The sequence below is a fragment of the Novosphingobium sp. JCM 18896 genome, assembly GCF_025938095.1.
In the GTDB taxonomy this organism is placed as follows: domain Bacteria; phylum Pseudomonadota; class Alphaproteobacteria; order Sphingomonadales; family Sphingomonadaceae; genus Novosphingobium.
The window spans coordinates 1,033,421-1,050,057 of the sequence record NZ_JAPCZF010000001.1 but is presented as its reverse complement, the minus strand read 5'-3'; the positions used below and the strand labels follow the sequence as shown (position 1 = coordinate 1,050,057).

Genomic DNA, 16,637 nt, shown 5'->3' with positions numbered 1-16,637 from the left:
TAAAGCGATGCGACCAAACGAAAAAGGCCGGCATCGCGGGATGCCGGCCTTCGGGTTTCTGCCGAGCGTTGGTTAGCGGCAGCGCACGTTGCTGTTGGCGCTGTTCTGCTCGACCGTGCGGCCCAGCAGCGCGCCCAGCGCACCGCCGATCAGGGTGCCACCGACGCGGTTGCGCCCGCCGTCGATGACGTTGCCGAGCACGCCGCCGCCGATCGCGCCGACGATCAGGCCGGTCGTGCCGTCGCTGCGCTTGCAGTAATAGCGTCCGTCGGACCCGCGATAGACCTCGTCGTTGTACGACAGCGAACGCTCGGTGTAGCGCGGATCGTCGCGGTAATAGCGCGAGGCGTCGTAGTCGGTGCGATAGCGGTCGTCGTTGTAGCCGTCGCGGTTGCCGTAGCGGTCGTCGCCATCGCGGCGCTGCCAGCGAATCTGCCGGCTCAGATCGTCCATTCGCGCCTGCAGGCTGTCGCGGCGCGACGCGCTCAGCGAACCGCGACGCGCGTCGCGGCGGATCGTGTCGAGCCGGCGATCGAGATCGCGGGCCTCGTTGCGCGTCAGCGATCCGTCGCGCACGCCGGCATCGATGCGCTGCTGGAGGAATTCGACGCGCTGGCGCGTGTCGCTTGGCGCATCGCGCCAGAAGGCATCGCGGTCCCAGCCCCCGCGGTTCTGCCAGGAGGACTGGTTGTTCTGCCAGCTGGCCTGCGCGAGGACCGGCGTGGTCCCGAGTAGCGCGAGCGCGAGAAAGCTTGCGACCGTCTTCGTTGTCCGAGGCATCATTCATCTCCTTCGGTCATTTGTGATCGAAGCAACGTCCTGCGCTCCTCATTGTTGCGTCGGCCTGAATCGCTTCGACAGGCTGGCGACACGTTAGCGAGAACGCCCGCCACGCCTGTTCCAAGGATCGCCTTAGCGCTCGGACGCGCCTGTCCATAGGATCGCGCGCGACACGGATCCGAGGAGAGGCTATGTCCGCCGCCAGCTACTTCCCCCTGCCCGTCACGGTCGAAGGGGTGACCGCCGAATGGTTGACCGCGGCGCTGCGTCAGCGCACACCGGGGGTGACGATCACCGGCGCCGAGGTGGTCGACACTATTTTCACTACTTGCTCGAAGATCCGCCTGCGGCTCGACCGCGACGCGGCCGCGGTCGCCGCCGGCATTCCCGAACTGATCATCGTCAAGGGCGGGTTCGAGGAACACGCGCGCAAGCTCGATCACATGCACCTGCGCGAGGTGCGTGGCTATCGCGACATCTATCCCGAAGTGCCCCTGCCCCACCCGCGCTGCTTCTTCGCCGACTTCGATCCCGAAGCGCGCCAGGGCATCATCATCATGGAGGACCTCGTCGCCAAGGGCGTCGAGTGGTGCCATGCTACCCGGCCGCAGAGCCACGAGCAGGTCGCACAGCGGCTGGCCCTGCTCGCCGCCTTCCATGCCAAGACCTGGGACAGCGCCGCGATCAAGCCCGGGGGCAAATGGGACGACCTCGTCGATTTCTTCGAGGTCATGCAGGGCTTCTTCGACGACAAGGCTTCGCCCGCGAACTGGGCACGGTTCCTCGGCCTGCCGCGCGGCGTTGCCGTTGCCGAGCGCTTCAAGGATCACGGCTGGATGCTCGAGGCCTGGCGCAAGACCGTCGCCTTCAGCAAGACCATGCCGCACTGCGTGCTCCACGGCGACATCCACCTGGGCAATCTCTACATCGATACCGACGGCACGCCGGGCTTCCTCGACACGCTCGCCAGCACCGGCCCGGCGATGCTCGAGGTGTCCTATCACATCTCGGCCTCGATCGACCTCGCCGACCGGCGCAACTGGGAGGGCGCGCTGGTGCGGCACTACCTCGACGCGCTCGCCGCCAACGGCGTGACCCCGCCGAGCTTCGACGAGGCGATGCACCAGTACGGGGTGTTCCTCGTCTACGGTCACTTCATCTGGATGACGACCGAATCGAAGTACCAGCCCGAGACGGTCAACACCGCGAACACCGCGCGGATGAGCCAGGCCATGCTCGATCACGACACGATCGGAATGGTCGCCGCGCTCTAGGGACTTGTCCCGGTCGCGGCCCGCGCGCACCCTGCTGCCAAACACAGGAGAGGCGTGATGTCGTCGACCGGACTGCCGCCGGGGCTGAAGCTGGCGTACGAGGTGATCTCGCCCGCAGAGGAAGCCACACTCGTCGCGCTGATCGAGGCGGCCGATCTGACATGCTCGGCCTATGATCCCGGTAACCCGCGCGCGAGCGCCTCGTTCGGTTGGAAGTACGATTTCGCGAACGACGGCTTCGTGCGCTGCGTAGCCATGCCCGAGGGGTTTCGTGCTCTGGCCGAGACCGCCGCGACCTTCGCAGGTCTGGTCAGCGACGATCTCGCCGAATGCCTGCTCAACCGCTACGCACCCGGCGCGGTGATCCAGCCGCATTGCGACAAGCCGGTATGGGAGCATGTCGTCGGCGTCTCGCTCGGCGCTCCGGCGACGATGCTGTTCAGTCATCCCGACAGCGGCGAGGAGCTTGCGGTCGTCCTGCCGCCGCGGTCGATCTATCTGCTTGCCGGCGAGGCGCGCCACGTCTGGCGGCACGCACTGCCGCCGATGCGCGACACCCGCCATTCGATCACCTTCCGCAGCCTCTCGGCGGAAGGACTGCGCCGGCTCGAGACCTGTCCGAATGCGATCTAGTTCTGCTTTGCGCTAACCGCTTCGAAACCTCCGGCGCCTATCGAGGAAGCAGGGAGTCCAGCGGTGAAGTACGAGTCCATATCGTCCGATCTCGGTTGCACGCGCGCTTTCGCGGAGCGTGCCGAAGTCAGCCTGTCCTGCGAAGTCCGCCTGGGCTCGCGGGCCTGGACCCGCGTCCAGCTCGACGACATCTCGCAGGCCGGTTTCCGGATCGCGGCCTTGCCCGGCGCCAAGCGGGGTACGCCGCTGCGCATCCGTATCCCTGGCCTGGAAATGCTGAATGCGGAAATCCGCTGGCTGCAGGACGAGACCGTCGGCTGCGAGTTCACCAGCCAGCTTCACGTTGCCGTGTTCGAGCACATCGTGCGGCAGTGCCGCATCGCGCCCCGCTAAGCTGAGCGGAGCGAATAGCCCTCCCCGCGAACGGAGAGGGCTTTCACCTTACATGTGGATGACGCGGCCGTAGGCGGCGAGCACCGACTCGTGCATCATCTCGCTGAGCGTCGGGTGCGGGAACACCGTCTGGATCAGCTCGGCCTCGGTGGTCTCGAGCGTCTTGCCGACGACGTAGCCCTGGATCAGTTCGGTCACTTCGGCGCCGATCATGTGCGCGCCGAGCAGTTCGCCGGTCTTGCCGTCGAACACCGTCTTGACGAAGCCCTCCTGCTCGCCGAGCGCGATCGCCTTGCCGTTGCCGATGAACGGGAAGGTGCCGACCTTGACCTCGTAGCCGGCTTCCTTGGCCTTGGCCTCGGTCAGGCCGACGCTGGCGATCTGCGGGTGGCAATAGGTGCAACCCGGGATGTTGCGACGGTCGAGCGCGTGCGGGTGCACGTCCTTGTTGCCCAGCTCCTGCGCGATCGCCTCGGCGGCGGTGACGCCCTCGTGGCTCGCCTTGTGCGCCAGCCACGGACCGGCGGTGACGTCGCCGATCGCCCAGATGCCCTTGACGTTGGTGCGGCCGTAGGGGTCGGTCTTGATGTTGAAGCGCTCGTCGGGCTCGACGCCCACGTCTTCGAGGCCGATGTTCTCGATGTTGGGGACGATGCCGATCGCGGCGATGACGTGGCTGAAGCTCTCGTCGGAGACCTTGCCGTCCTTGTCCTTGATCTTGACCGCGACCGCGTCGGCGCCCGGCTGGATGTCCTCGAGCTTGGCCGAGGTCAGGATCTTGATGCCCTGCTTCTTGAGCTGCTTCTCGAGGAAGGCCGAGACGTCGGCGTCCTCGACCGGCACCACGCGGTCCATCATCTCGATGACGGTCACGTCGACGCCGATGTCGTTATAGAAGCTGGCGAACTCGATGCCGATCGCGCCCGAGCCGACCACGAGCAGCTTCGTCGGCTTCTCGGGCGGGGTCATCGCGTGGCGATAGGTCCAGATGCGCTTGCCGTCGGCCTTGCCCGTCTTCTTGGGCAGTTCGCGCGCGCGCGCGCCGGTGGCGACGATGATGTGCTTGGCCGAAAGCTCGGTGGTCTTGCCGTCGGTCTCGACCGACAGCTTGCCGGCACCGGTGATCTTGCCCGTGCCCATGTGCACGTCGATCTTGTTCTTCTTCATCAGCCCGGTGACGCCCTTGTTGAGCTGGGCCGCGACCCCGCGCGAGCGCTTGACGATCGCCTCGAGGTCGGCGCTGATGTTCTCCGCTGCCAGGCCGAAGTCCTTGGCGTGCTTCATGTTGTGGAACACCTCGGCCGAGCGCAGCAGCGCCTTGGTCGGGATGCAGCCCCAGTTGAGACAGATGCCGCCGAGCAGTTCGCGCTCGACGATCGCGGTCTTCAGACCCAGCTGCGCCGCGCGGATCGCCGCGACATAGCCACCGGGGCCGGAACCGAGGACGATGACGTCATACTGATCGGACACGTTGCTACTTCTCCTGTTTGACCGCTCTGGGTTTCCCCGCTTCGTCGATCGCGACGAAGGTGAAGACCGCCTCGGTCACCTTGATGCTCTCTTCCTGGTGACGGTCGCGCCGCCAGGCCTCGATCTGGATGGCCATCGACGTGCGGCCGACCTTGGCCAGCTTGCCGTAGACCGAAACTTCGTCGCCCACCTTGACCGGGGCGTGGAACTGCATGCCGTCCATCGCCACCGTCACCGCGCGCCCGTGCGAATATCGTGCGGCGATGAGCCCGGCGCCACTGTCCATAAGGCTCATCAGCCAGCCGCCGAAAATGTCGCCATAGGCATTGGCGTCGGCCGGCATGGCCGAAACGCGGATGACGGGCTCCGTGGTGGGCGCTTCGGCCACTTAGGCCAGCATCCCCAGCGGCTTCTCGACGAATTCCTTGAAGGCGGCCATCAGGCGTGCGCCGTCGGCGCCGTCGACCGCACGATGGTCGAACGAGCCGGTGGCCGACATGACCGTGGCGACGCCGAGCGCGCCGTCGATCACGTAGGGGCGCTGCTCGCCCGCGCCGATCGCGAGGATCGTCGACTGCGGCGGGTTGATCACCGCGGTGAACTGCTTGATCCCCATCATGCCCATGTTGGAGATCGAGGCGGTGCCGCCCTGGTACTCGCTGGGCAGCAGCTTGCCCGACTTGGCGCGCTCGGCCAGGTCCTTGGTCGCCGTGGCGATCGAGGACAGGCTGCGGCCGTCGGCATCCTGGACGATCGGGGTGATCAGGCCGCCGGGGATCGACACGGCGACCGAGATGTCGGCGCGCGAATAGCGGATCAGCTCGTTGCCGGCGAAGGTCACGTTGCACTCGGGCACGACGATCAGCGCCTTGCCCAGCGCCTTGATCAGCATGTCGTTGACCGAGAGCTTGACGTTCTGGCTCTTGAGCGCGTCGTTGAGCTCAGCGCGCAGGGCCATCAGCTTGTCGAGCTGGATGTCGACCGTGAGGTAGATGTGCGGCGCCTGCTGCATCGATTCGGTCAGGCGCTTGGCGATCGTCTTGCGCATGCCCGAGAGCTTCTCGACGCTGTGCGGGATGCGGTCGTCGAGCAGCTTGCGCGTCTCGGGGGCCATATCGACCGAGGCCGGCTTGTCGGCGGCGGCCGGAGCCGGCGTCGCCGCGGGGGCACTGGCAGCGGCAGGCGAGGCGGCCTGGTCGTTCGCCGGTTTCGCGGTGCCGGCCTTGGCGCCTTCGATGTCGGCCTTGACGATGCGGCCGTGCGGACCGGAGCCGGTCAGGCCGGAAAGATCGACGCCCTTTTCGGCGGCGAGGCGCTTGGCGAGTGGCGATGCGAGGATACGTCCCTCCTGGGTCTGCGATGTGGTGGATACGGGCTTGGCTTCGGCCTTCGGCGCTTCGGGCTCGGCCGTAGCCTTGGGTTCTTCGGCGGCGGCCTTGGGCTGCGCCGCTTCGGGCTTCTTCTCTTCGGCAGGCTTTTCCGCCTTGGCCGGCGCAGCGTCTTCGTCCTCGCCCGCGAGCGTGGCGATGACCGTGCCGACCTTCACGCCGTCGGTGCCCTCGGCCACGGTGATCGCGGCGATCTTGCCTTCGTCGACCGCTTCGAATTCCATCGTTGCCTTGTCGGTCTCGATTTCGGCGAGGATGTCGCCGGCCTGGACCGCGTCGCCTTCCTTGACCAGCCACTTGGCCAGCTTGCCGGCCTCCATGGTCGGCGAAAGCGCGGGCATCTTGATCTCGATGGGCATGTGGGGAGGTCCTCGGCGATGCTGTGTCCCGTCCTTGGCCAAAATGCCAGGACAGGGCAAGGACCTTGCACAGATCGTCGCTATGGCGGATATCGAGAACCAGCGGGGGCTATTAGAATGCGCGTCTACCTGGTGGTGATCGATGAGAGCGAAGAAGCGCTGAGCGCGCTGCGCTTCGCCTCGCGCCGCGCGGCCAAGACCGACGGCACCGTGCATCTGGTCGCCGTGGTCGCGCCGCAGCCGTTCAACGCCTTCGCCGGCGTCCAGGCGACGATCGAGGAGGAAGCACGCTCGCGCGCCGAGGCGCTGGCAAGTTCCGCCGCGGGCAGCCTGCTGTCGGAAAGCGGGCGCATGCCGGTGATCTCGGTGATCCAGGGCGAGGCCGAGAAGGTCGTGCGCGACTATCTGGCCGAGCATCCCGAGGTGTCGGCATTGGTGCTCGGCGCGGCCAAGGACGGCAGCCCCGGGCCGCTGGTCCAGCACTTCACCAGCCACCTCTCGCACCTGCCCTGCCCGATGTTCGTGATTCCGGGTTCGCTGAATGCCGAGGACATCGATCGGGTCAGTTGAGGGGCGCCACCCTCATCCAAGCTTCGCTAGCCCGCGGTGCGGGCAAGCTGCGCTATCCTTCTCCCGCCAGCGGGAGAAGGGGGCGGTACCTAACCCCCTCTCCCGCTGGCGGGAGAGGAGCGAGACTTACCGAACGCAGTGAGGTTAGTCGCAGCGGTGAGGGTGGCCTGCGCCCCCGCCCCTACTTCCGCTTGCGCCCCTGGTGCCGGATGTTCGCCGGCCGACCACGCGGGCCGACGATGAAGCCGCCCTTGCGCTTGGGCGGCGGTGCCGAGCGACGTCCCCGCGGCTCGATCGGGGCCGAGCCGCCCTCCTCCAACTCGAATTTGAGCGCGCCGGTCAGCGGATTGGCCTCGGCCAGTCGCAGCCGCAGGCGGTTGCCCATGGCATAGGTCGTGCGGCTCTCCTCGCCGACCAGGACCTGTGCCTTCTCGTCGTAATGGAAGCGCTCGTCGCCCAGGGTCGAGACCGGCACTAGCCCGTCGCCGCCGAGGCCGATGATCGTCGCGAAGAAGCCGAACTTCTGCACGCCGGTGATCCGCGTCTCGAACACCTCGCCGACGCGGGCCGATAGCCAAGCGGCGACGTAGCGGTCGATCGTCTCGCGCTCGGCCTCCATCGCGCGGCGTTCGGCGGCGCTGATCGCTTCGGAGACGCGCACGAGATCGGAGCGGTCACGGTCCGATAGGCCCGAGGTCGGCGGAATGTCGCTTTTGGGTGTCGGCTGTTCGAGCCCGAAGGCATCGACCAGCGCGCGGTGCACCAGCAGGTCGGCATAGCGCCGGATCGGCGAGGTGAAGTGCGCGTAGGAGCCCAGCGACAGGCCGAAGTGGCCGAGGTTCTTCGGGCCATAATAGGCCTGGGTCTGGCTGCGCAGCACGGCTTCCATGATCAGCGCCTTCTCGGCCTCGTCGGCCACGTCCTTGAGCAGGCGGTTGAACAGGCTCGGCGTGATGACCTGGCCGAGCGCCAGCTTCTTGTCGAAGGTCGACAGGTAGTCCTTGAGCGCGACCAGCTTCTCGCGCGTCGGCGGCTCGTGTAGGCGGTAGACGACGGGCGCGACCTTGCTTTCGAGCGCCTTGGCTGCGGCGACGTTGGCAGCGATCATGAAGTCCTCGACCACGCGGTGCGCGTCGAGCGCCTCGCGCAGGCGGATCTCGGCGATGCGCCCTTTCTCGTCGAGCATGACGCGGCGTTCGGGCATGTCGAGCGCGAGCGGATCGCGCTCCTTGCGCGCCCTGGTCAGCGCGCCCCAGGCGGACCAAAGGTTCTTGAGGTTATCGCCGGCTTCGTTCTCGTCGATGCGGCGCTGGGCCTCTTCATAGGCGATGACTTCGGCGATGCGGACGATCGCGCGGGTGAAGCGCCAATCCTTGATCTTGCCCTCGGAGTCGATCGACAGGTGGCAGGCCATGGCCGCCCGGTCCTCGCCCGCGCGCAGCGAGCAGACGTCGGCCGAGAGCACTTCGGGCAGCATCGGCACGACGCGGTCGGGGAAGTAGCACGAGTTGCCGCGCTTGCGCGCCTCGCGATCGAGCGAGCCGCCGGGGCGGACGTAGAACGAGACGTCGGCGATCGCGACGAGCGCGTTGAACCCGCCCTTCCCGTCCGGCTCGGCCCAGATCGCGTCATCGTGGTCGCGCGCGTCGCTGGGGTCGATCGCGACGATCGGCAGATGGCGCAGGTCCTCGCGCTTGTCCTGCGACAGCGGCAGCTTCGCGGCGGTCTCGGCTTCCTTGAGCACTTCGTCGGTAAAGACGTTGGGGATGCCGTGCTTGTGGATGGCGATGAGGCTGAACGATCGCGGCGCCAGCGGATCGCCGAGCACTTCGGTGACCTTGACGCCGGCGCGTGGGGATCGGCCGGCGGGCTCGGCCAGCACGAGCTGGCCCTTTTCGGCACCGCCGAGATCGGAAATCTGCACGGCGTTGCGCACGCGCTTGTCGACCGGCGCCAGCCAGGGCTTGCCCGCGCCGTCGAGCTCGACGACGCCGAGCAACTGCTCTTCGGAAGCCGGCAGCTTCTTCATCGGATGGGCGAGCCAGCCGTTGCCAACCTCCTCGGTCCGTGCCAGCACGCGATCACCCTTGCGCAGCGCCGGGCCATGTGCGCGCAGCTTGCCCTTGGGCTCGATCACGCGCAGCCGCGGCGGCGGGGTGGCGTCATCGGGCTGCCAGGAATCGGGGATAGCGATCGGCTGGCCGTCCTCGGTATCGACCACGCGTAGCACGGTGACTCTCGGCAGGCCGCCCAAGCGGTGAAAGGCGGTGCGCTTGCCGTCGATCAGGCCTTCGTCGGCCATGTCCTTGAGCAGCGATTTGAGCTGGATCTTCTCCTGCCCCTTGAGCCCGAAGTATTTCCCAATCTCGCGCTTGCCCGCCGGTTCTTCGGACTGGGCGATGAAATCGAGGATCTGCTGGCGGCTGGGAAGGCCAGGCTGCGGCTTGGATTTTGCGGGCATCGCGCGGATGTGGCGACTTAGCGCGGGGATGACAACGTAAGAATGGCGGCAAGACCGGATCGACGAACGATCGGTGGGATCGACGAGCGGCAATTGCGCGGCTGCTGACATCTCCGTAAGCACGGGCCAGAACATAGTCCCGGAGGCATAACCCCATGAAAACCCTCGTCACCGCCGGCCTGCTGGCGGCCACGATGCTGGCCGGTACGGCCCAGGCTGCGGCATCCAAAACGAACGTCGACACGTTCCTCGGCGCCGACATCTTCGCCACGCCGGCCGACGCGGCGGCGATCACCAAGCGCTGCGACGACATGATCGCCGAGATCCAGCGCCGCCAGGCCGAACTGGCGGCCGAAACGGGACCGGCCACGGTCGACGGCACCCTGCGCCGCTTCGACGACATCGGCAACATCCTGGGATCGGCCGGTGGCGAATTCACGCTCTACCGCGAGGTCATGGCCGACGACGCGCGGCGGGCGGCGGGCGGCGCTTGCGAAGTGCGCATCTCGTCGGAAGCGAGCAAGCTGTCGCTGTCGCGCCCGATCTACGAGCGCCTCAAGGCGATCCCGGCGGCCAGCGCCGATGCCGCCACGCAATATTATCTCAAGCGCACGCTCGGCGACTTCGAGCGTGCCGGCGTCGGCCTGCCCGACGCGCAGCGCGCCAAGGCACAGGCGCTGCAAGACAAGATCGCCGAGCTCGGCACCCAGTTCGACAAGAACATCGCCGATGGCCGCAAGACCGTGACCGCCGATCCGGCCGAGCTCGACGGCCTGCCCGCGGACTACATCGCCCGGCACAAGCCCGGTGCCGACGGCAAGGTCGTGATCTCGACCGACACGCCCGACTACACCCCGGTCATGACCTATGCCAAGAGCGCCGCGCTGCGCGAGCGTCTGTCGCGGGCCTACAACACGCGCGCCTATCCGGCGAACGATGCGGTGCTCAAGGACCTGCTCAACGCGCGCCAGGAGCTGGCGACGCTGCTCGGCCGCAAGGACTATGCGACGCTCGCGGTCGAGAACAAGATGCTCGACACGCCGGCGAAGATCGAGAACCTGCTGACCGAGATGAACACGGCCGCGCGCCCCGCGGGCGAGCGCGACTATGCGCGCAAGCTGGCCTTCCATCAGGGCGAACACCCCGGTGCCAAGACCTTCGAGTTCTGGGACAACGCGATCCTGGCGCAGCAGGTGCAGAAGCGCGACTATGCCTATGACCGCCAGGAGGCGCGCCAGTATTTCGCCTATGACAACGTCCGCGACGGTATCCTCAAGCTGACGCAGGACCTGTTCGGCGTCCAGATCCGGCCGTGGAAGACCGCGACCTGGGATCCGCAGGTCGAGGCCTACGAGATGCTCGATGGTGGCAAGGTCATCGGCCGCTTCTATTTCGACAGTCATCCGCGTCCGGGCAAGTACAACCACGCCAATGCCGTGCCGCTGCGCAATGGCCTGGCCGGGCGCATGGTCCCCGTCGCCGCGCTGGTAATGAACATGCCCGCGGGCGACCACACCACCGGCCTGATGGAACACCGCGACGTCGAGACCTTCCTCCACGAGTTCGGCCACCTGATCCACCACATCTTCGGCGGCCAGACCCCGCGCTGGGCCGGCCAGAGCGGCGTTGCCACCGAATGGGACTTCGTCGAGGCGCCCTCGCAGATGCTCGAGGAATGGGTCTACGACTACGACACGCTCAAGGGCTTCGCGGTCAACGCCAAGGGCGAGACAATCCCGCAGGCGCTGGTCGAGAAGATGAACAAGGCGCGCTATTTCGACCAGGGCATGGGCGACCTGCGCCAGCTGGGCCTGTCGAACATCTCGCTGAAGCTGCACCAGGGCACCGCCCCCGCCGACGTCGGCGCGCGCACGCGCGAGCTGGCGGCGGCCTATGATCTCAACCCCTTCCCCGAATGGTCGCAGATGCAGGACGCCTTCGGCCATCTCAACGGCTACTCGGCGTTCTACTACACCTATCGCTGGTCGAAGGTGATCGCCGACGACATGTTCACGCGGTTCGAGACCAAGGGCCTGCGCGATGCGGCGACGGCGCAGCGCTATCGCAAGATGGTGCTCGAACCGGGCGGCACCAAGCCCGCAGCGGAGCTGGTCCAGAGCTTCCTGGAGCGACCGATCAGCCTCGACGCCTATCGGGCGGAGATGGCGAAGGACAAGTAAGCGAAGTGGGCGGAGCCTCAGCGCTCCGCCTCTTCTTCCGTCACCCCCGCGAAAGCGGGGGCCTTTGGCCGGTGTGTCTCCGCGACGTCGGAATAAACCGATAGAGGTCCCCGCTTTCGCGGGGATGACGGAGCGTCCTCAATAAGCCCGCGCGACGTAGATCGTCTCGACCGCAGGCTCGCCGGTGAACGGGCAGGTGCCCGTCGGCTTGGCCGCATCCATCGGCGTGTTGCGGATCGTCAGCTTGAGCGCCTTGAGCTTGGTCACCACCGCCTCGAGCGCAGCGCCCGTCGGGCGCGACCAGCCGAGTTCGACCCAGCCGGGGAACTTCTGGTCGTCGGCATAGACCTTGGCCAGCCCCTCGAGGCTGTCGATGCCGCGCACGATCTGCGCGTCGCGGCGCGCCGTGGCTTCGGCGTGGAGCGAGGTCTGGATGTCTTCGAGCTCGGCCGCGGCCTTTGCGACGAATTCGTCCTTGGCCTGGCCGACGAAGTTGGGCTTGGCATCCTCGCGCCACAGGCGGTCGCGGCGCAGAACCGAGACCTGGCCGCCGGCGGCATCGCGCCCGCCGATCTCGAGGATCAGCGGCACGCCCTTCTTGACCCAGGCCCAGCGCTTCTGCGTGGCCTTGCCCGGCCGCTTGTCGAGCAGCACGCGCACGGGCTCGCCCAGCGCCGAGAGCTTGACCAGCGCCTTGCGCAGGTCCTCGCAATAGGCGAGCAGCGCCTCGTCCTCGTCATTGTCGCGCAGCATCGGCAGGATGACGATCTGCTGCGGCGCGATCTGCGGCGGCACGCGCAGGCCGTCGTCGTCGCCGTGGGTCATGATGACGCCGCCGATCATGCGCGTCGACACGCCCCAAGAGGTCGTGTGGCAGTGCGCCTGCTGGCCTTCCTTGTTCTGATACTGGATGCCCGCCGCCTCGGCGAAGCCCGTGCCGAGATAGTGCGAGGTGCCCGCCTGGAGCGCCTTGCCGTCCTGCATCATGGCTTCGATCGAATAGGTTGCGACAGCACCGGGGAAGCGCTCGTTCTCGGGCTTCTCGCCGGCGACCACGGGCATGGCCAGCGGGCCTTCGGCGAAGGCGCGGTACATCTCGAGCGCGCGCAAGGTCTCTTCCATCGCGTCGTCGCGATCGGCGTGGGCGGTGTGGCCCTCCTGCCAGAGGAATTCGCTGGTGCGCAGGAACATGCGCGTGCGCATTTCCCAACGCACGACGTTGGCCCACTGGTTGGTCAGCAGCGGCAGGTCGCGCCACGACTGCACCCAGCGCGCCATGGCCGCGCCGATCACGGTTTCCGAGGTCGGGCGGACGATCAGCGGTTCTTCGAGCTTGGCCTCGGGATCGGGCACGAGCCCGCCCTTGCCGTCACCGATCAGGCGGTGATGCGTGACGACCGCCATTTCCTTGGCGAAGCCCTCGACGTGCTCGGCTTCCTTGGCGAAGTAGCTGAGCGGAATGAACAGCGGGAAATAGCAGTTCTCGACCCCGGCGGCCTTGATCTGCTCGTCCATCAGCTTCTGGATGCGTTCCCAGATGCCGTAGCCCCACGGCTTGATGACCATGCAGCCGCGCACGCCGCTCTCCTCGGCCATCTCGGCTTCGGCAATGACTTCCTGGTACCACTGGGCGAAGTCGCCTTCGCGGGTGGTGTTGAGTGCGTGCTTGATCTTGGCGGGCTGATTCATGCGCGCCTGTTAGCGGGATCGGCGCGGCGGCGAAAGACACCGCGTCCCGATGGGACGTCGTCTTAGCGCCCCAGCCCGTCGAGCTTCTTCTGGATCTCGGCCATCTGCTCGCGCAGCGCCGCGAGTTCGTCGTTGGCGGCGGGCGGCGCAGGCGGCGGTGTAGTCTCGCCCTTGTCGGCGCCGGGCATGAAGGCGGCGGCGGCGGCCTTGAACATCGCCATGTTCTGCTCGGCCAGCCGCGCGAGCGGGTTGTTGCCGAGGCTGTCCTCGAAGGCCTTGTGGAGCTTCGCCTGATTGGCGCGGAAGTTCTCCATCGAGGCTTCGAGATAGTGCGGGATCAGCGACTGCATCGAGTTGCCGTACATCGAGATCAGCTGGCGCAGGAAGGAGACAGGCAGCATCTGCTCGCCCGAGCTTTCCTCTTCCATGATGATCTGGGTCAGGATCTGGTGCGTAATGTCGGTGCCGGTCTTGGCGTCGAGCACCTTGTAGTCGACATTGTCGCGGGTCATCTTAGCGAGGTGTTCGAGCGTGATGTAGCTCGACGAACGCGTGTTGTAGAGACGCCGGTTCGCGTACTTCTTGATGATGACGGTATCGCCGGACTTCTCTGCCGCTTCAGCCATTGCCTGATCCCGCTTATAGTTCGTTAGGCATGTTAGCATTTGCAGCAACGGCAATGCAACATGTCTTGCTGCGCAGCAAAGTTCAGAAACGAGAAAAGTTTAGCGGCCGAAACGCGCGCCCAGCAGGGTGAACAGCTCGTACTGCGAAAGCCCGCTTTGCGCCGCTGCGGCAACGGGCTCGTATTCGGCCTCGACCCAGTCGCCTTCGCGCAGATCGGGCGCAGCGGAGAGGTCGATGATTGTCATGTCCATCGATACCCGGCCGAGCACGGCGAGGCGCCGGCCCTGCGACAGCATGACGCCTTTGCCGGACCAGCAGCGCAGGTAGCCGTCGGCATAGCCGAGCGCGATCGTGCCCACGCGCATCGGCGCCGGTGCATGGAAGGTGGTGTTGTAGCCGAGCCCCTCGCCCGCGGCGACCTCGCGGACTTGCAGGATCGCCGCCGCGGGCCGCGCGACCTGTGCGATCCGGCCTTCGAACTCGGCGCGCGGGATGCCGCCGTAGAGCGCCAGGCCGGGGCGCGTCAGGTCGCCGTGATAGGCCGCGCCGAGCGCGATGCCGGCGCTGTTGGCCAGGCTGGCGCGGCGGTGCGCGACCGCGCGCCGCGCCTCTTCCCAGCGTGCGAGTTGGACGGTGTTGAGCGCTGCGTCCTCGTCGGCCGAGGCGAGGTGCGAGAGCAACAGGTCGATCTCGAGCCCAGCGATCGCGGGATCGCCGAGTTCGCTCATCGGCAAGCCCAGCCGGTTCATGCCGGTATCGACCATGAGGTCGCAGAGCCCTCCGCCAGCTTCGCGCCAGCGCTGCGCCTGCGGCAGCGAGTTGATCACCGGCTTGACGCCGAGCGCCTTGGCATAGGCAGCGTCGGCCGCGGTCAGCGGGCCGTGCAGCACCGATATCGCACCGGCGGAAACATGCTGCGCAACCGCGGCGACCTCGCTCCAGTGTGCAACGAAGAACTGCGCGCAGCCCGCGTCGCGCAGCACGGGCACGACTGCGGCCACGCCGAGGCCATAGGCATTGGCCTTGACCGCGGCGCCCGCGCTGGCCTGGCCCGACATGGCATCGAGCATGCGCCAGTTGGCGGCGAGCGCATCACGGTCGATAGCGAGGCGGAGGGCCGCCGGGGGCAGTTCAGGCAGAAGCATCGTCACCATAATCACGCGGCGGTCCGCTGGGGAGGCCCCAAAGCGCCACCACGAAAGCCACTGCCACGACGCCCCAGGTGTACCAGAGGCCGGCATAGGCATTGCCGGCGAGCGCCGAGATCGAGGTGGCGATGAGCGGCAGGAAGCCGCCGAAATAACCGGTGCCGATGTGGTAAGGGATCGACATCGACGAATAGCGGATGCGCGGCGGGAACATCTCCGACAGCAGCGCCGCGACGGGGCCATAGGTCGCGCCCGAAAGCGCCATCAGCAGCAAGAGTGCGGCGAGGATCGTGGCGATCTGGCCGGCCGAGGGCTGGACCTTGGTGAAGTCGTAGCCGGCCTCGCCCAGCCAGGCCTGGAGCTGCTTGCCGCGCGCGACCTTGTCTGCCCAGGGATAGCTGTCGAGCGCCAGCGGCGTGCCGCCCACCGTCGCCGAGAGCTGCGCGGCATCGGCGCGCTCATAGCTGACGCCGAGGCCGGTCAGGTCCGACAGCAGCTTGCCGCAGTCGCTCTTCTGCTCGGCATCGAACAGCGCATAGTGGCAGTCCGGGCCCTGGATCACGACCGGGCTGCGCTCGGCCGCAGCGGCCAGGCTGGGATTGGCGGCATTGCCCATGATCCAATAAGTGGGGAACAGCGCCAGCAGGGTCAGCAGGTAGCCGATGACGATCGGCTTCTTGCGGCCGATCCGGTCGGACAGCTTGCCGAAGATCACGAAGAACACCATGCCGATCGCGGCGCCGGCTCCGATGATGATCTCGGCGGTCAGTTCCTCCACGCGCATCGGCCCCTTGAGGAAGCTCAGCGCGGAGAACATCGCCGTGTACCAGATCACGGTCAGACCAGCGGCGATGCCGAACAGCGCGATGAAGATGCGCTTCTTGTTGCCCGGATAGGTGAAGCTCTCGACGAAAGGATTGCCGGCGAGTTCGCCCTGTTCCTGCATCGCCTTGAACACGGGGCTCTCTGACAGCTTCATGCGCATCCACAGCGAGATCGCAAGCAGCGCGATCGACAGCAGGAACGGCAGGCGCCAGCCCCATTCGGCCCAGGTTTCGGCGCTCATCAGCGCCTTGCAGCCGAGCACGACGATCAGGCTGAGCACGAAGCCACCAACCACTGAGGCTTGGATATAGCTGGTGAAATAGCCGCGGCGTTCGGGCGGCGAGTGTTCGGCGACGTAGATCGCGGCGCCGCCGTATTCGCCGCCGAGCGCGAGGCCCTGGAGCACGCGCAGCAGGATGATGATGATCGGCGCGGCAATGCCGATGCTCGCGGCCGAGGGGATCAGGCCGACGCCGGCCGTGGCGACGCCCATCAGGGTCACGGTCACCAAGAAGGTATACTTGCGGCCGAGACGGTCGCCGAGGAAGCCGAACAGCACCGCGCCGAGCGGGCGGAAGCCGAAGCCGACGGCGAAGCCCGCCCAGACGAGCAGCGTCTCGAGCGTCGCATTGCCCGAAGGAAAGAAGGTCTTGCCGATGATCGCGGCGAGCGTGCCGTAGATGAAGAAGTCGTACCATTCGAACACCGTGCCGGCCGAGGAGGCGGCGATGACCAGGCGGATGTCCGAAGCGCTTGGCTCCGCATGTGTCTGACTGGCGTTCACGGTTGCACTTCCCCCCGACATTCAAATCTCCCGCATTCCCTCGCGCAAACCTCTAG

The 16,637-nt window shown here is 67.0% G+C and carries 14 protein-coding genes; 5 read left to right on the top strand and 9 right to left on the bottom strand.

All coding sequences use genetic code 11. The annotated features are described in order from the left end of the window. Positions 1–72: 72 nt before the first annotated feature. Positions 73–780, bottom strand: a complete 708-nt coding sequence (locus tag OLX23_RS25805; protein ID WP_413629774.1) for a glycine zipper 2TM domain-containing protein — start codon at positions 778–780, stop codon at positions 73–75. Positions 781–971: 191 nt separating this feature from the next. Here OLX23_RS25805 and OLX23_RS05060 point away from each other — a divergent pair, with 191 nt between their 5' ends. The 3 genes from OLX23_RS05060 (at position 972) to OLX23_RS05050 (ending at position 3,080) form a co-directional block, all read left to right on the top strand. Beyond that, a complete protein-coding gene (locus OLX23_RS05060) occupies positions 972–2,054 on the top strand; it encodes an ecdysteroid 22-kinase family protein (RefSeq protein WP_264443481.1) in 1,083 nt (360 codons plus the stop codon). A 57-nt stretch (positions 2,055–2,111) separates the two neighbouring features. Further along, positions 2,112–2,687: an alpha-ketoglutarate-dependent dioxygenase AlkB gene (locus tag OLX23_RS05055; RefSeq protein ID WP_264443480.1), complete on the top strand. Its 576-nt coding sequence runs from the start codon at positions 2,112–2,114 to the stop codon at positions 2,685–2,687. A 63-nt stretch (positions 2,688–2,750) separates the two neighbouring features. Then, entirely contained in the window at positions 2,751–3,080 is a 330-nt protein-coding gene (locus OLX23_RS05050; protein WP_264443478.1) for a PilZ domain-containing protein, read from the top strand. 48 nt (positions 3,081–3,128) lie between these two features. Here OLX23_RS05050 and lpdA read toward each other — a convergent pair whose 3' ends face one another. From lpdA to OLX23_RS05035, 3 genes are read right to left on the bottom strand one after another with little or no spacing between them, the layout of a single operon-like run. Beyond that, entirely contained in the window at positions 3,129–4,550 is a 1,422-nt protein-coding gene (gene lpdA / locus OLX23_RS05045; protein WP_264443476.1) for a dihydrolipoyl dehydrogenase, read from the bottom strand. Positions 4,551–4,554: 4 nt separating this feature from the next. Continuing rightward, on the bottom strand, positions 4,555–4,893 hold the full coding sequence (locus OLX23_RS05040; RefSeq protein WP_264443739.1) for an acyl-CoA thioesterase: 339 nt from the start codon (positions 4,891–4,893) through the stop codon (positions 4,555–4,557). Between the two features lie 45 nt (positions 4,894–4,938). Next, a complete protein-coding gene (locus tag OLX23_RS05035; RefSeq protein WP_264443474.1) occupies positions 4,939–6,297 on the bottom strand; it encodes a pyruvate dehydrogenase complex dihydrolipoamide acetyltransferase in 1,359 nt (452 codons plus the stop codon). Between the two features lie 117 nt (positions 6,298–6,414). Between OLX23_RS05035 and OLX23_RS05030 the strand changes: the two genes are divergently transcribed. Continuing rightward, the gene (locus OLX23_RS05030; RefSeq protein ID WP_264443473.1) at positions 6,415–6,867 is read left to right on the top strand and encodes a universal stress protein; all 453 of its coding nucleotides are present in this window, start codon (positions 6,415–6,417) and stop codon (positions 6,865–6,867) included. A gap of 181 nt (positions 6,868–7,048) precedes the next feature. Here OLX23_RS05030 and rnr read toward each other — a convergent pair whose 3' ends face one another. Beyond that, the gene (rnr, locus tag OLX23_RS05025; RefSeq protein WP_264443472.1) at positions 7,049–9,328 is read right to left on the bottom strand and encodes a ribonuclease R; all 2,280 of its coding nucleotides are present in this window, start codon (positions 9,326–9,328) and stop codon (positions 7,049–7,051) included. Between the two features lie 155 nt (positions 9,329–9,483). On the opposite strand from rnr, the gene OLX23_RS05020 reads away from it, so the two are divergent. Beyond that, positions 9,484–11,508 (top strand): M3 family metallopeptidase, encoded by a 2,025-nt coding sequence (locus tag OLX23_RS05020; protein WP_264443471.1) that lies wholly within the window; start codon positions 9,484–9,486, stop codon positions 11,506–11,508. A gap of 138 nt (positions 11,509–11,646) precedes the next feature. Here the strand turns inward: OLX23_RS05020 and OLX23_RS05015 are convergent, their stop codons facing one another. The 4 genes from OLX23_RS05015 to OLX23_RS05000 form a co-directional block, all read right to left on the bottom strand. Then, positions 11,647–13,197 (bottom strand): proline--tRNA ligase, encoded by a 1,551-nt coding sequence (locus tag OLX23_RS05015; protein ID WP_264443470.1) that lies wholly within the window; start codon positions 13,195–13,197, stop codon positions 11,647–11,649. Between the two features lie 62 nt (positions 13,198–13,259). After that, positions 13,260–13,823: a polyhydroxyalkanoate synthesis repressor PhaR gene (gene phaR, locus OLX23_RS05010; RefSeq protein ID WP_264443469.1), complete on the bottom strand. Its 564-nt coding sequence runs from the start codon at positions 13,821–13,823 to the stop codon at positions 13,260–13,262. Between the two features lie 99 nt (positions 13,824–13,922). Further along, positions 13,923–14,969: an alanine racemase gene (alr, locus tag OLX23_RS05005; protein ID WP_264443467.1), complete on the bottom strand. Its 1,047-nt coding sequence runs from the start codon at positions 14,967–14,969 to the stop codon at positions 13,923–13,925. Further along, entirely contained in the window at positions 14,956–16,602 is a 1,647-nt protein-coding gene (locus OLX23_RS05000) for an MFS transporter (RefSeq protein ID WP_264443466.1), read from the bottom strand. Before OLX23_RS05000 ends, alr begins: the two co-directional genes overlap by 14 nt. Between the last annotated feature and the right edge of the window lie 35 nt (positions 16,603–16,637).